The sequence below is a fragment of the Microbacterium sp. PI-SA-G genome, from assembly GCF_057215335.1.
In genome coordinates, this window is sequence record NZ_CM170103.1 from 1,678,566 (window position 1) to 1,694,136 (window position 15,571).

10 protein-coding genes and 1 pseudogene are annotated in these 15,571 nt (G+C 67.2%); 7 read left to right on the forward strand and 4 right to left on the reverse strand.

Annotated features, from left to right (window positions below):
* Positions 1-33: 33 nt before the first annotated feature.
* The 4 genes from AC2D10_RS08310 to AC2D10_RS08325 all read right to left on the reverse strand — a co-directional run bounded on the left by AC2D10_RS08310 (position 34) and on the right by AC2D10_RS08325 (position 6,926).
* Positions 34-1,110, reverse strand: coding sequence for a family 43 glycosylhydrolase (locus AC2D10_RS08310; protein ID WP_484711619.1), 1,077 nt, complete (start codon positions 1,108-1,110; stop codon positions 34-36).
* Positions 1,101-3,158 carry a hypothetical protein gene (locus tag AC2D10_RS08315; RefSeq protein WP_484711620.1) on the reverse strand — a complete coding sequence of 686 codons (2,058 nt, stop codon included), beginning with the start codon at positions 3,156-3,158 and terminating at the stop codon, positions 1,101-1,103. Before AC2D10_RS08315 ends, AC2D10_RS08310 begins: the two co-directional genes overlap by 10 nt.
* 195 nt (positions 3,159-3,353) lie before the next feature.
* Positions 3,354-4,718, reverse strand: coding sequence for an MFS transporter (locus tag AC2D10_RS08320; protein WP_484711621.1), 1,365 nt, complete (start codon positions 4,716-4,718; stop codon positions 3,354-3,356).
* A gap of 39 nt (positions 4,719-4,757) precedes the next feature.
* On the reverse strand, positions 4,758-6,926 hold the full coding sequence (locus AC2D10_RS08325; RefSeq protein WP_484711622.1) for a glycoside hydrolase family 2 TIM barrel-domain containing protein: 2,169 nt from the start codon (positions 6,924-6,926) through the stop codon (positions 4,758-4,760).
* Positions 6,927-6,939: 13 nt separating this feature from the next.
* Between AC2D10_RS08325 and AC2D10_RS08330 the strand changes: the two genes are divergently transcribed.
* From AC2D10_RS08330 to hrpB, 7 genes and pseudogenes are all read left to right on the forward strand, one after another.
* Positions 6,940-7,293: a hypothetical protein gene (locus AC2D10_RS08330; protein ID WP_484711623.1), complete on the forward strand. Its 354-nt coding sequence runs from the start codon at positions 6,940-6,942 to the stop codon at positions 7,291-7,293.
* Positions 7,294-7,435: 142 nt separating this feature from the next.
* Positions 7,436-8,086, forward strand: a complete 651-nt coding sequence (locus AC2D10_RS08335; RefSeq protein WP_484711624.1) for a TetR/AcrR family transcriptional regulator — start codon at positions 7,436-7,438, stop codon at positions 8,084-8,086.
* A gap of 280 nt (positions 8,087-8,366) precedes the next feature.
* Positions 8,367-8,855, forward strand: a pseudogene (gene ruvA, locus AC2D10_RS08340) (Holliday junction branch migration protein RuvA); the annotation flags it as partial.
* A 172-nt stretch (positions 8,856-9,027) separates the two neighbouring features.
* The gene (locus AC2D10_RS08345) at positions 9,028-10,473 is read left to right on the forward strand and encodes an MFS transporter (RefSeq protein ID WP_484711625.1); all 1,446 of its coding nucleotides are present in this window, start codon (positions 9,028-9,030) and stop codon (positions 10,471-10,473) included.
* Between the two features lie 194 nt (positions 10,474-10,667).
* Positions 10,668-11,096, forward strand: coding sequence for a MarR family winged helix-turn-helix transcriptional regulator (locus tag AC2D10_RS08350; protein WP_484711626.1), 429 nt, complete (start codon positions 10,668-10,670; stop codon positions 11,094-11,096).
* Between the two features lie 108 nt (positions 11,097-11,204).
* Positions 11,205-12,812, forward strand: coding sequence for an SPFH domain-containing protein (locus AC2D10_RS08355; RefSeq protein WP_484711627.1), 1,608 nt, complete (start codon positions 11,205-11,207; stop codon positions 12,810-12,812).
* Positions 12,813-13,021: 209 nt separating this feature from the next.
* Positions 13,022-15,571 (forward strand): ATP-dependent helicase HrpB, encoded by a 2,550-nt coding sequence (gene hrpB, locus AC2D10_RS08360; protein ID WP_484711628.1) that lies wholly within the window; start codon positions 13,022-13,024, stop codon positions 15,569-15,571.

Here is a 15,571-nt window from a genome sequence, read left to right on the forward strand (position 1 = left end):
CACGAAAGTTGGCAAGAGTGGCGAGCTGAGCCATCACCGGGTGGGAAACTCTTCCACGCGCCATTCGTCTCGCCATTCGACGACGGGATACGGGCCGTCGAAGCTGAGGGGCAACCAAACGTAGGTGGAGATCGCGGTGTTCTCGCCGAGGCCTGCCGCCATCGCGGCCCGGTCTGAGTTACCCGGGGTCGTGGGTGGCGCCTCGCCTCGCGCCATGGCGGCGACGACGTCGTACACGTTTGGCATGTCCTCAGGTAGCTGCGGGAGCCATCGGTCCGCCATCGCGATGTACAAGTCACTTCGGGTTGGGTGCGGGAAAATGCAGCTGATTTGCGAACGGAACGACGTGCGGGTCGCGTCACCCGGGTGAGCGTCACCCAGCACCGTCCATGGGCCGTGGTAGTCAGGCGCCGACGCGATCTCGCTGAAGTTGGGGAAGTATCCGGTCGAGCCCGACGTCACAAGGTAGTGGATACCCTCGCGCTCGAAGTGCGCGGGTGCCTCCCGGGTGAAGGGCGGGCCCGGATGCGGGAAGTGCGAGGAGTACTCGCCGGACACATCGGTGTAGTCATCTGCCAGTTCAACGCAGATCAAATCGGTGTGCACCTTCTCGAAGAAGTAGTAGGCCTTCGCCGTTCGCGGGTCGACGGCGAGGTCGAAGTCGCCGGCGCTCATGCCGAGCGGCTCCAGCCCGGACCGCACGATCTCGTAGGGCCCAAGCAGTGCGTCCGCTGTCAGCACGGTGGACGCCTGGGTATCGTGCGCGCCCTCTCCCATGACCTTGAGCCAGCAGACGTACTTTCCGGTCGCTGCATTGAAGATGATGTGGGGTCGATCCATTTTCTGCGCGGGGTGCAGCGGCGAAGCCGGATCGTCGAGCACCGGAGGGATGATCAGCCCGCGGTCCTCCCAGTTGTACAGGTCGGTCGACGAGTAGGCGCGTACGCCCCAGTGCCAGTTGCCGCTGCCGGGAGTGGTCTTCTCCTTGTTCTCCCCGTACCAGTAGAAGATGCCGTCCTCGTAGTGCATCGAGCCGCCGTGCGCCTGGATGCGTTCGCCTTTGGTGTCGAGCCAGACCTGGCCGGGTCGAATGCTGTTGTTCAGGGCCATGGTGTGAATCCTTCTGTTGCGACGGACCACGACTCGGGGAAGCCGTTGGTGGCGAGCAGGGAGACCGCCGCGAGTAGCGATCCGTTGCCGGGGAGGTAGAGCGGGAGGATGGATCCCATCTGGCTGTTGTGTCCGACGAGAGTGAACTGGTTCTTGGCCTCGTTGCGCAAGAGCGCGTCGACGGCGACATCCGGTCGGCCGAGTCGCGAGGCGGTCATCGCGATCACGGGAAAGTCCCATCCCCACGCTGACGGCCACTCCCAGGTCGCGAGCACGTCGTCCAGGGTTGCTCGCATGATCTCTGGATCGATGGTCGGGGTGGGCGGCACGACGCCGAAAGCCGCAAGCAACGAGGGGTGATCGTCTCGGCGCAGGTACGGTTCTGTCGCGATCGCCGCGTAGCGCCCCTCCCGGATGGGCGGCTGGGCGAGGCCGACCTGCACCTCGGACCACTTCGAGTTCCGGGCGACATCCGAACGTTCGCGCCACTGCTGGGCGATCTCCAGCCCCCACCACCAGGAGGCGAGCTCGTAGGTCGGATCCTCGGTCGTGGTGACGTCATAGAACTCCTGTGCTGGCATCAACGGTGACAGCAGATGGAACACGTCGTCTCGCTTCTCGGCGAACGCCGCCATGAACTCGGCTGTTCCCTCGACCAGTTCGGCGAACTCGGCCACGAGAGCATCGCGCTTCTCGGGCGCGGACGCTCTCCAGACAAGCTCCAGCATGTACAGCAGGTGCGGCTGTTGCCAGACGAGGAACGATCCGATTGGATCTGGGCTCTCCCGCCCGTCCGGCCCCACCTGCTTCGGCCAACGCAGCCCCGGATACCCCTGCCCCTGAGCCGTCGCGCGCGCGCTGCCGGCAATCGATCGATACCATCCGAGACTGCGTTCGAGGAGCTCGGGCCTCCCCCAGGTGGCGAAGTGTGCGGCGTGCCAGAAGTGCATCTCGAGATGGGACTTGCCCGACCACGAGTTCGTGATCAGACCGGTCTCCGACGGCGGCATCACACCCGCTGAGTTCACCGCGGTCAGGTACTGCGAGAGCACAACCCGGCGCTCGAGCTCAGCGGCGCGGACATCTGAGGTGCCGGCGAAGTCGACCGCAGCGCCCGAGGTCCAGAAGTCTGCCCAGGATGTCGCCGATGCAGTGGCGACATCATCGAAGGTCGGCAGGTCGCCCGACTCGTCCTCAGCGAACCTGATGACGAGGTCGAGGTGTTCGCTGTCGGGCTTCACTTCGAAATCGTGCGCACCCGACTGACGGATGCTGCCACTGCTGTATGCCACGTCGACGCGGTAGCGCGTGGCATCCAGTTCGCGGGTGATCGCTGCGGTGCCTTTCTTCGCGTCGAGGGTCGAGGTGTGGCGGTCGGGCGCGTCCCAGTCTGAGGTCTGGAAGAATCCCGGATGCGCGTAGGGAAAGCGCAGCGCCGCTGCGAGCCGGCCCTGAACCAGGAGGCGTGACCGGATCCGGAAGGCCACCACGGCACCGTCCGGTGCGGCCACGGTTGTGACGGCTACGGGTTCGCCCTCGTAGGTGAATGCCGAGCTGATCGACCCGGTCCACAGGTCGAGAGTCTGCCGGGTGTCGGTGAGTACCCGCGGCTGGATCTCGATGCTGTCGAAGACCAACCCGATGCGCCCGAGATCGAGTCGCTGCGGGTTGGCGTTGAGCCACGCACCCGGACGGTTTTCGTCACTGACTTGACCGCGCATCGCGCCTTCCATGTCGTGGCGATCCGGGTACCGCACCGGGCCACGGCGCGTCACATGCTCCGACATCGCGTCGCTGAGGGCGAACCCGTCGGGGTTGGGCATCTCGTGCCATCCCCACGATGTCATCGTGGCGGTGTTGATCGCGGTTCGGCCCTCTCGGATCGCGATGGCCTGGTCATGGAAAGCGATGAAGGTCTGCATCCCCGTGATGTCGGCCGTGTAGGCGAAGTCCCCGTTGCCGACGGTGAGCACGTGCTCGGGGTTCGGGGCGGTGATGCTGACCTCGTGTCGGCGCACAACGCTCTCGCGGTCGATCGGCCCAGCCATCAGGAGACGCCCTGTCGGAATCGGATGAAGCAGACGCGACCAGCGGGGGGAGGCGCCGCGTTCCGAGCAAGCAGGGATGGATCACTCGACATCTGGAAAGTCCTCTATCGGTTGTTCGGTTCGATGCCGGTGGGCGGGTGCAGCCCACCGGCATCGAATGGCGTCGGCTGCGAGATCGTCCGCGGCCGGGGTTGGTCAGTCGACAGACTTCACGCGCAGAACGAGGAGTCCTCCGATGACGGTGAGCACGGCGGAGGCGAGGTACAGGACGGCGTAGTTGTTCTCGCCGTCCGACGTCGCTCCGATGAGGATCGCTCCGGAGGCGACGAACGGGGCAAGGCCCTGCGGGATGGTCGTGGCGAACTGGGTAATCGCGAGGAACCGGCCGGCATCGGTCTTGCGTTCGGGGAGGACATCGAGCACGAGGGCCTGATCGACGGCGGAGAAGACGCCGATGCCGAGGTTGCAGGTGAACATGCCGACGATCAGCAGCGGGAGTGCCGGTGCGAAGAAGACGATGATCGATCCGAGCGCGAAGAGCCCGGCTCCTGCGAGGACGAACGGCTTGCGACGGTGCATCTTGTCGGAGAGGAATCCGCTGCTGAGCGCGCCGCCCATGGTGCCAACGAGACCCAGCAGGCCGATAGTGGCGATGATGCCTCCGATGTCTTCGACCGGCATCTCGAGGCGCTGTGCGAAGAAGAATGCGGTGAAGGTGGTGCTGAGGGTGAGACCGAAGTAGAACGCGAAGCGGCCGGCCCAGTTCCACGAGAAGTCCGGGTATCGCTTGGGGTTGTAGACGTACTTCGCGAAGACAGAACCGAGGGAGAGTCGCTGATCGAACGTCATCGAGCGGCTATCGCGCTCACGGTTCACGAGAAGAAACAGCGGGATCAGCACGACGGCGATAGCGCCGGGGACAAGGAACAGCAGGTACGGGTTCGCAGCAAGACCGCCACCCATGATGGCTCCGAACACAGGCGCCATCTGCGCGGCTACGCCGCTGAGACCGGCGACCTTCCCGCGCTGGAACTCCGGCAGCTTGTCAGCGGCGATCGCGTTGAGGGTATTCAAGACGGTCTGGAGACCGATCTGCGCAATCGCCCATCCCACGCCCAGGACGACGAGCGTCGGTCCCGCGGCCATGACCGCCAGTCCAATCAGTCCGACGGCGAGGCCAGCGAGAACCCAGGGTGCGCGACGGCCGATGCGGGTGCGGGTGCGGTCGCTGAGCTGACCGGTAAGAGGGCCGGTGACCACAGCGGCGAGCGACCCCACACCGAGGATGACTCCGAGGGATGCCTCATTCCCGGGCGCGATGCGGTTGACCTGAATGGCCAGGGCGATCGCGATCGGCGTGACGAGCGCGATGTACGCACCGAACACGGCGAGCGTGTTGAACAGGATCCAGGGCTTGCTGACCTTGGGTAGGTCCTCATTCGCTGCGGCGCGAGCGGCCATGGTCGTGGTGTCGAGGTCGGGAAGCTCGTTCGTGCGTGCGTCGCCCAGGGGGAAGACGCTGGCCGGCGGAATGGTCGGTTGCTGATCGGGGGTGTTCATGGAGACTCCGTTGTCAGTGTTCATGGTCGGGTTTCTGGGTCAGGTCACGTCGAGAGTGATGCGGGCGGGCGAGCAGCCATCGGCTTCGGCCGTGACGGTGATCTGGCCGGTTCCGGTGGGGCGGATGATCGCGATGGCGCGACCGTCGAAGGTGTGGTGTTGGTTGGCGGTGAATGATTCAGCGGTGGCGGGGTTTCCGCTGCCGAGTGCCTGCAGGATGCCGGGCCCCTCGACGGTGACCGTGATGGGCCGGTCGAGAGTGGTGTGGATGTTGCCGGTGTCGTCGGTCAGGGTCAGGTCGACGTAGCCGAGGTCCGTGCCGTCGAGGCGCAGCACATCTCGCTCCGGCGTTGCCTGGAGTACGAGAGCGTCGTCGGCACTGCGGAGTGTCGCGCGTCCTGTTTCCGCGCCGGCGGTGAAGGCGACGGCGGTGAGTTCGCCTGGCTCGTACAGGGTCTCGAACGCGACCCGGAAGGGGTTCTCCTCGCCCACGGGGCGGCGCTCGATCAGTCGGCCGTTGAGGTGGAGTTCGATCTCTTCGGCGTTGCTGTAGACCTCGACGCGGGCGGGGCGATTCTCGAACCCAGGCCACGACCAGCTGCTCACGGAGTCGGTCCACGACCAGGGAGTGGCGGAAGCGATCGTCTTGCCGTGATGCTCGGGCCGATCCACGGCGATGTACGGTTCTGAGCGGAGACCGAACACTGTCTCGCGGTAGTAGGAGATCGGGCGGCGGGTGCCGGCGATGTCGATGTCTCCGCACCAGGCGGTCAGCTCGGGGAACTTTCCGGAGAAGCTGGTGGATGTGGCGAGGTCGATCTCGTCGGCGGACTGGGCGTAGCGCACGGTGCCGATGCCGGTCTCGCCGAGGTAGTCCCACCCGGTCCAGGTGAAGTCACCGATGACGCGGGGGTCCGCGAGGACGAGCTCCCAGTTTCCGGCGATCGATGTCGGCCAGGTCTCCGTTCCGATGATGATGCGGTCGGGGAACCGGTCGCGGTCGACCTCGTACCGGGAGTCGGCGTAGTTCATGCCTGCCGCGTCGAGGACCGAGAAGGACTCCTCGGTGCGGGTGCTGGCCTGCTCTGACGCCTGGACCTGGCCCATCATCTGGCCGAAGCCGGCCATCATCGTGTTCACGCCCCCGCCCTCGGTGGCGAGGTCTGCTGTCACCTCGGCGCGCTTCGCCTTCATCTGCGGCAGGATCAGATCCAGCATGGACACGAACGGGTTGATGCCGTTGGTCACGAATCGGGTCGCATCGAGCGAGCGGACCTTCTCGGCCAGCTTTCGCCCCCACCGGGAGCCGATCGGGGTTCCCGTCTCAGGGATCTCGTTGCCTATGGAGTAGAAGATCACGCTCGGGTGGTTGAAGTCTTTCGCCACGAGAGCCTCCACGTCGCGTTCCCACCACTCGGGGAAATCAAACGCGTAGTCGTAGTCGCTCTTGCTCGACGTCCACACATCGAACGTCTCATCCATTACCAGCATCCCGAGCTTGTCGCACGCATCCAGGAGTGCGGTGCTCATCGGGTTGTGGGAGCTGCGGATGGCGTTGAAGCCCGCCTCTTTGAGTCGTGCAATCTTGCGCTCTTCCACGGCGCGCATGGACACCACACCCAGGGGGCCGTTGTCGAGGTGGATGCAGGCTCCGCGAAGCTTCACGGCCTCGCCGTTGATGCGCAGTCCGTGGCGAGGGTCGAGCTGCAGGGACCGGATGCCGAGAACGACCGCTTCTTCGTCGACGACATCGTCGCCGTCACGCAGCGAAAGCAGAACGTCGTGCAGATGGGGTGAGTCCACGCTCCACAGGAGCGGGTCGGTGATGTGCAGGCGTCGGCGCACAGTCGCCCGCTCACCGGGAAGAAGAGTGACGGGCGAGCGCCCCGCTGCCACCGGGTCTCCTCCGGGCGCGACGAGAACGGCGTCGAGGACGAAGGTCTTCGTGCGAAGCCCCGTGTTGGCGACTTCGGCGACGACCTCTGCAATGGCGGCATCGGTGGCGACGTTCGGGGTGCTGACACGGATCGTGTCCGCGACGATGTGGCCCAGGTTCTTCACGACGAGGTGGACGTCGCGGTAGATGCCTGCGCCGGCGTACCAGCGACTGTCGAGGTGGGTGCGGCACTCGACCCGGATTTCGTTGTCGACGCCGAACTCGAGGAAGGGGTCGATGCGAACCGTAAACCGGGGAGTACCCGAACGCACGCTGCCCCGCGAGGTGTCCGTTCACGTAGACGGCGGCATCGCGGTAGACGCCATCGAACTCCAGAAGCACCTGCTGACCGTTATCGCCCGCAGGGGCGAGGAACGTCTTGCGATACTCGAACGCCCCGTCAGGGAAATACCCGTTGGTCTCGCCACGGCGCACATCCGCACGGCGCTGCTGACCGATCAGCGCATCGTGCGGCAGATGCACCGCGGACCAGCCGGACGCGGAAGACCCGCCGAGCTCCTGGAACGCGGTGGTCTTCGTCCGAAACGACCACCCGTCATTGAACAGAACCCGGCTGATCGACCGCGACGAGTCGACACGGCTCGTCTGCTCATCTTCAGCAATTGCGATCGGCTCTGACAGCACAACATCCTCCTTGACGTCCGCGAAATGCCCCAAGGGCGGCGGGTTTTGACGACGATAACACAAAACCGCCGGAGCGGGGTAGATTCGATTCTGTGGCTATCGCGCAGTCTGCGGAGCCTTCACCGAGGAGGGTGAGATGACCAGCAATACCGCAGGAGCAGCACGCGGCCCCTACGCCAAGACCGCCGCAGTACGGCAGCGGATCCTCGAGGCAGGGATGCAATGCTTCGCACAGGTGGGCTACTTCGCCACGTCCTTGAACGACATCGCCGATCGTGCCGGCATCAGCCGCCGCGGACTCGGGCATCACTTCCGCAGCAAGGAAGAACTGCTGACGGCCGTGTTGGACCAGCGGCAAGAAGAGGATGCGGAACTCATCCGCCACTCTCGAGGCCTCGACTCGCTCTCTGCCGTGTTGACCGTCTCGACCCTCAACACCGAGCGCCCCGGCCTCATCCAGCTCTACAGCCTGCTGCGGGCGGATGCGACAGCCACCGAACACCCGGCGCACGAACATCACCGGATTCAGTACGACCGTCTCCGCCAGTACCTGGTGAGAGCGTTCGACGAGGTCCGCGGCGCCGGGCAGCTAGTGTCGGCTGAGGACTCGGAAACCCTCGCTTCGACATATCTCGCCCTCATGGATGGCCTGCAGATCCAGTGGCTCTACAACCGCGAGAACACCGACATTGATCGCGTACTCCGCTCCTTCTTGAAGAGCGTGATCCCGGAGTTCCCCGCGTCGACCGGCGCAACCGTCGACGCCACGGAGAAGGTGTCGGTCTGACCCGGTAGGCCAATTCGACGCCCCAGGAAAGCGCGAAAGCAGTCGTCCCGGCGACGTAGACTGGCGCTCTGCCCGAGTCTGCTTGGGGCGGTCGGGCGCGATGCGCGGAGATCCGAGGCTTGAAACCTCCAGTCAGTCAAATGACCGGAGTGAGCATGATCTCTGTTGTGAGCGGAACCATCCTTAGCGTCGAGGCTGAAGGTGCCGTCGTCGACGTGAACGGGCTCGGGCTGTTCGTGAGCCTCGTGAGCTCGCATGCCGCGACACTCCTGCCGGTGACACCGTCCTCCTTCACACCGTGTTCGAGAAACACCAGGACGACATCACCCTGTCCGGCTTCCCACGCCGCGAGGATCTGGAGCTGTTCTCCATGGTGACGCGCACCCCCGGCGTCGGCGGGAAGACCGCTCGAGCCGCGCTCGCAACGCTCGGATACGACGGACTCGTGGAAGCCATCCGCCGGGGCAATGAGCCAGCCTTGCGAAAGGTGCCGGGCATCGGTCCGCGAGCTGCGGCGATGCTTCTCGCCGCCCTCCGACCGAAGCTCGGCGCGGACGAACACTCTGCAGCCGACGAGACCTCGAGCTCCCACCCACGCGGGACGGGAGCCTCGGCAGCTGGCGAGGCGATCGCCGCACTTCAGGCACTCGGCTGGAACAAGCGAGACGCCATCCGAGCGGTCGAAGAAGTCTCTACGGCAACCACGGAGACCACACCGGTGGAGGCTCTCATTCGGGCCGCGCTGGCCTCGCTCGGCCCTCGCAGATGACCGCCGGCTTCACTCGCATATCGGCCGTCGTGGACTGAACGCCAGTCATCGATCCGATATAATGAGAGTCTGCCCAGCTATGTAGCTGCGGGGGGTCGGGTGCACTCGCGCACGGAGATCCGAGGCTTGAAACCTCCAGCGACTCATCACTGAGAAGCCTGGAGGTTTCTTTATGTCCAAATTGCTGGATCGCCCCTCTACCCGTTGGTGGGCACTCGCCGTGCTCGCCATGACCGAGCTGGTCGTCGTGCTCGACACGATGATCGTGACGATCGCCCTCCCCCAGGCACAGGCCGAGCTCGGCATGACCGACGGTCAACGCCAGTGGGTGGTCACCGCCTACGCCCTTGCCTTCGGTGCCCTGCTGCTGCTCGGCGGCCGCATCGCAGACTATTGGGGCCGTAAGCGCACGTTCATGGTCGGCATGGTCGGCTTCGGCCTCGCGTCTCTCTGGGGCGGTCTCGCCCAGAGCGGCATGGAACTCATCATCGCCCGCGGAGTGCAGGGGGCATTCGCCGCTATGCTCGCACCCGCAGCTCTCGCCATGGTGACCGTCACGTTCACGCACGGCAAGGAACGCAACATCGCGTTCGCGATCTTCGGAACCGTCGCAGGAACTGGGGCCGCCATCGGACTCATCCTCGGCGGCGTACTCACCGAGTTCGCCGACTGGCGCTGGTGCCTCCTCGTGAACATCTTCTTCGTCGTCCTCGGCCTCATCGGCGGAGTACTGTTCCTCAGCGAAAGCAAGGCAGAGGGCAACAACCGCTACGACATCTGGGGCACCATCACGGTCACCCTCGGTCTCGGCGCACTCGTCTACGGCTTCACCCTCGCTGAGCACGGTTGGGACTCCGTCGACACGATCCTCTTCCTCGCCCTCGGCGTCGTGCTGCTCGTCATCTTCGTCCTCATCGAACGCAAGGCGAAGCAGCCGCTCCTCCCGCTCCGCGTCATCACCAACGGTGTCCGTGCCGGCGCGATCCTCATCCAGGCGGCCATCGGTGCGGTCATGATCGGCGCGATGCTCTACCTCACGTTCTACTTCCAGATCGTGCTCGGCATGGGTCCGCTCGTGTCCGGTCTCGCGAACCTCGCAATGACCGTCGTCATCATGGGCTTCTCCCCCGTGACGACGAAGATCCTCAACAGCTATGGCCCGCGCCCGCTGATGATCCTCGGACCTCTCTTCTCGGCAGCGGGTCTGTTCCTGCTCCTGCTGATCACCCCGGATGGCAACTACTTCGTGCAGGTACTGCCGGCACTGGTACTCCTCGGCATCGGCCTGTCGATGCTGTTCGTCCCCGTGCAGAACCTCGCGCTCATCGGTGTCGAGAACGAAGACGCCGGCGTCGCCTCCGCTGTCGTGAACTCCATGTTCCACATCGGCGGATCGATCGGCCTGGCTGTTTTCACCGTGTTCTACGCGAACGCCACAGCGGGCTCCCTCGAAATGGGAGCGGACCAGCTCACCGCCTTCACCGACGGGTACAAGGCGGCGTTCCTCGCGGCCGGAATCACTATGGTCGCCGCCGCCGTGATCGGCTTCGCGTTCATCCGCGGAAAGAAAGACGACCTCAACCCGGCCTGGGACGACGAGAGCGCCTACGTGCACTAGCGTCCCCAGCGGCTCAAAACTTTCCGTAACCAAACCGTTGCATTCGTTACCCCGCCGTTATACAGTGATCACACGGTGAATGTTTGCTGTGGCATACACCGCATGTGATTGCAGGACACTCTTGGTGCAAGGGACAAGGGCCGGTCGGAAGCCTCTCCGATCGGCCCTTACTTGTTCCCGGCTATCCTGTGAGGATGACCGATCGCAAGCTCGCACTGCAGGCCTGGGAGAGCCTGTTCCGCGCGCAGCACGAGCTGTTCACCGAGATGGTGGCCGACTTCGATCACGGCGACCTCAACCAGGCCGAGTACGACGTGCTCCTCACCGTGACCCGCTCCCCCGACATGGTCGCGCGTCTGCGCGATGTCACCGCGAACATGCTCATCAGCCAGCCGAGCGTCTCTCGCCTCGTCGACCGCATGGTCTCGCGCGGACTGATCTCGAAGTGCGCCGATCCCGATGACGGACGCGGCTCGCTGATCCGCGCCACCGACGCCGGCGCCCGCGCCTTCCGCAGCCTGGCGATGGTGCACGGACGATCGATCGCCGAGCGCATGTCGCGCCTCGACGACGACGAGCTGCGACAGCTGCGCGACCTCGCCGAGAAGCTCCGCGAGAGCTGAGTACCTCTGCCCTCACCGCTGGCCTCTCCGATCTGGCAGGGTGGGTCGTGACGGCGCGCATCACGGCGCGCCAGACCGCCCCCTCGGGGGGAACCAGGGAGGTCATTCATGGAGATTGCTGGAGCTGTCGGCATCCTCATCATCGTCGGCATCGCCGCCGTCGCCGCTGTCGTCATACTGCTGATCCTGCTGCTGTTCGCGCGCAGCTGGATCAAGGTGGCACGCGCCGACGAGGCGCTCGTCATCTCGGGTCGCAAGCAGAAGGTGCAGCTCGCGGTCCTGTCAGCCGACGGATCCAGTCGCGACGAGATGTCAGAGTCGCCCGTCACGGTCATCGTGAACGGCAAGTCGCTCGTCAACCCGATCACGCAGCGCCACGAGATCATCTCGCTGCGCTCGCGGCAGGTCTCCCTCAACGCCGAGGCGCAGTCGCTCGACAGCGTCACCCTGAACGTCGACGGCGTCGCGATCGTGAAGATCGGCTCCGACCCCCTCCTGGTGCGCCGGGCCGCGGAGCGTTTCGCCTCGCAGGACACGGCGATCGAGCAGTTCACCACCGAGCAGCTCGAGGGTGCGCTACGCGGCATCGTCGCCACGCTGTCGGTCGTCGAGCTGATGCGCGAGCGCAAGAAGTTCTCGGACCAGATCGCCGCCGACGTCTCGCAGGAGCTCGCGGAGCAGGGCCTGATCCTCGACTCGTTCCAGATCAAGGGCATCACCGACAAGGTCGGCTACATCCAGTCGCTCGGTGCTCCCGAGATCCAGGCGAAGCGTCAGTCCGCGGAGATCTCGCAGACCAACGCCGACCGTGCGATCAACCAGAAGAACATCGCCAACAAGGAAGCCAACCTGATCGAGCAGACCGCGCTCGACACGAACACGGCCAACTCGAACGCCGGCATCGGTCGTGCACGCGCCGAGGCGGAGCAGGCCGAGAACCTCGCCCGCGAGCAGGCGCAGCAGGCCGTTCTGCAGCAGCAGGCCGAGAACCGTCAGGCGCAGCTCGATGCCGACGTCAAGCGCGTCGCCGATGCGCAGCGGTACGAGGCCGAGACGCGCGCCCAGGCCGAGCTCTACACGCGTGAGCGCTCGGCTGAGGCCGCGGCGATCGAGCAGGTCAAGCAGGCCGAGGCCCGCACCCGCATCGCCGAGCAGCAGGCGCAGGCCGACCGGGCCCGCGCCGACGGTGAGGCCGCAGCCGCAGTCGCCAAGGCCAACGGTGAGGCCAACGCCCTGCGCGCACAGGCCGAAGCCGAGTCCGAGGCACGACGCCTGCGCGCCAACGCCGAAGCCGACGCCATCCGCGCCGAGGGTGATGCCCGTGCGGCTGCGCTCGAGGCTGAGGCGAAGGCCATCGCGTCGAACCAGGAAGCGTTCATGTCGCAGCGCGTGCTCGAGGTGCTGCCGTCGATCATGGCGGAGTTCTCGAAGGGCTACGCCGCGATCGGCAACGTCTCGATCATCGGCAGCTCCGGCGAGGACGGCGCGTCGAACGTCATCGGCGCCGACAGCGCGAAGGCCATGCGGTCGGTGTTCGACACCGTGCACTCCGCAACCGGGCTCGACCTGGCCGGCATCATCCAGGGCCAGGCGGTCGGTCGCAGCTTCGGCGCCGGGGTCGCCGAGACGTCGTCGCCCGCGCCGGCGAAGACCCGCACGTCGACGCCGACCACTCCCCCGCCGCCTCCCGCGGCGCCGTCGCCCAGCGACGAGTAATCCACGAAGAACAGCGGATGCCGCGGCCGAATCGGTCGCGGCATTCGTCGTGTGTGGGCGGGTGGGTGTTCACAATTCAGCAAGAACGTCGCGCGACCGGCCTGATCGGGCCCGATTCAGCCGGGTCCGCCGCGCTCTTGCTGAATTGTGCGCGGGCGGCCGGAGCCACCGCCGACGCCGGCCCCGACGCGACCGGGCAGACTGAGAGCATGACGCCCGCCTTCGACCTCGCCACGATCGGTGCGGGTCTGTCGTTCGCGTCGGCCATCGACGAGCTCTCAGCGACGCTCGACGCGAGCACCTCGGCGGTGGTGAGCGCCCCTCCCGGCACCGGCAAGACCACCCTCGTGCCGCCGCTGCTCGCCTCGCGCTCCCCCGGACGCGTCATCGTGACCCAGCCGCGCCGCGTCGCCGCCCGGGCAGCCGCGCGTCGGCTCGCACAGCTCGACGGCTCGCCGCTCGGCACGCGGGTGGGGTTCACCGTCCGCGGCGAGCGCACGGTCAGCCGCGAGACGCGGGTCGAGTTCGTCACGGCGGGCGTGCTGCTCCGGCGCCTGCTCGACGACCCGGGCTTGCAGGGCGTGGATGCCGTGATCATCGACGAGGTGCATGAGCGCGCGCTCGAGACCGACCTGCTGATCGGTCTGCTGTCCGAGGTGCGCGAGCTGCGCGACGACCTCGTGCTCATCGCCATGTCGGCGACCCTCGACGCCGCGCGTATCGCCGCCGTCGTCGGCACGGACGACCAGCCCGCTCCGATCGTCGATCACCGCGTTCCCGCCTTCCCGCTCACCGAGCGCTGGGCGCCCAGCCCTGCGCCGCGCCTCGACGAACGCGGAGTCACATGGGCGTTCCTCGATCACGTCGCGCGGACAACGGCATCCGCCGCCCAGGATCTGCGCCGAGACGACCCGGCGGCCGACGTGCTGGTCTTCGCGCCCGGCGCCCGCGAGGTGTCGGAGATCGCGCGCCGCCTCCGTGATGCGACCGAGGGATTCGACGTGCGGGAGCTGCACGGCCAGATCCCCGCCGCCGAGCAGGATGCCGTCATCCGCGGCCGCCGCCCGCACGACCCTGCCCGGATCATCGTCACGACGTCTCTCGCGGAGTCATCCCTGACCGTGCCCGGCGTTCGCCTGGTTGTGGACTCGTGCCTGGCCCGGGCCCCGCAGCGCGATGCCGCCCGCGGGATGACGGGGCTCGTGACCAGCGCGGCGTCCCGCTCGTCGAGCGTGCAGCGTGCCGGCCGCGCCACCCGTCAGGGCCCGGGAATCGTCGTCCGCTGCGTCGACGAGCGCACCTACGCCACCGCCCCCGCTCGCCCGACTCCCGAGATCGCCTCGAGCGATCTCGCCGATGCGGCGCTGCTGCTCGCCTGTTGGGGTGCGCCGGGCGGAACCGGTCTGCGGCTGATCGATCCGCTCCCCGCCGACAGCCTCGCCGATGCCGTCGAGGTACTGCACGGCCTCGGTGCGATCGACGACGAGGGCCGCGTGACCGACGAGGGCCGTGCCCTCGCGCGTATCCCGACCGATCCCCGGCTCGCCCGCGCTCTGCGTGACGGCGGCCCCGCGGTGGGCGCGCGGCTCGCGGCCGAGGTCGTCGCGCTGCTGGGCGGCGACGTGCGCATCGCCGACTCCGATGTCGCCCAGGCTCTCATCGCCCTGCGCGGCGGACGCACCCCGGATGCCCGTCGGTGGCGCAGCGATGCCGACCGCCTGGAGCGCATGATCCCGTCGACGCCCGGTATCCGCTCGAGCCTTGACAGCGTCGGCCTCGTGATCGCGCTGGCCTTCCCCGAGCGGGTCGCCCGCCGCGTGGACCACACGGCGGGCGGGGCGACGTTCCTGCTGGCGTCGGGCACCCGCGCGGGCGTGACCGGTGCGCTCGCGGCGGCCGAGTGGATCGCCATCGCCGACGTCGCGCGGGCGTCGGGACGGGCGGCCGCCGGCTCAGGCGCGATCGTCCGCTCCGCCGCGGTGCTGACTGAGGCGCAGATGGAACGGGCGGCGAGCCACCTGATCACCGACCGCATCGAGGCGGAGTTCGTCGCAGGTCGCGTGCAGGCGCGTCGCGAGCGTCGCGTGGGTGCGATCCTGCGTTCGTCTGCGCCGGTGCGGGCGTCGGCCGACGAGGGGCGCGATGCCGTGCGCCGGGCCCTGCGCCGCGAGGGGCTGAGCGTGTTCGCGTGGTCCGAGGCGGCCGTCGAGCTCCGGCGCCGCCTCGGGTTGCTGCACCGTGAGCTGGGATCGCCGTGGCCCGACGTGTCGGATGCCGGACTCCTCGCCGCCCTCGACACGTGGCTCGCGCCCGAGCTCGACGCCCTCGCGAGCGGCACCCCCGCGGCACGGTTGCACCTGTCGACCCCGTTGCGCCGCCTGCTGCCTTGGCCCGAAGCCGCGCGGCTCGACGAGCTGGTGCCCGAACGGCTCGAGGTCCCCACCGGATCCCGCATCCGCATCGCCTACCCGGCTCTCGACGATCCGAACGCCCGGCCGGTCGTCGCCGTCAAGCTGCAGGAGTGCTTCGGCTGGGCCGAGACCCCGCGGCTGGTCGACGGGCGTGTGCCGGTGCTCTTCCACCTGCTCTCTCCCGCGGGGCGACCGCTCGCCGTCACCGACGACCTCGCCTCGTTCTGGTCGGGTCCCTACGCCCAGGTGCGCGCCGAGATGCGGGGCCGCTATCCGAAGCATCCGTGGCCCGAAGACCCCTGGGCCGCGGCGCCGACCCGGCACACGAAGGGTCGCGCGGCGCGCTGA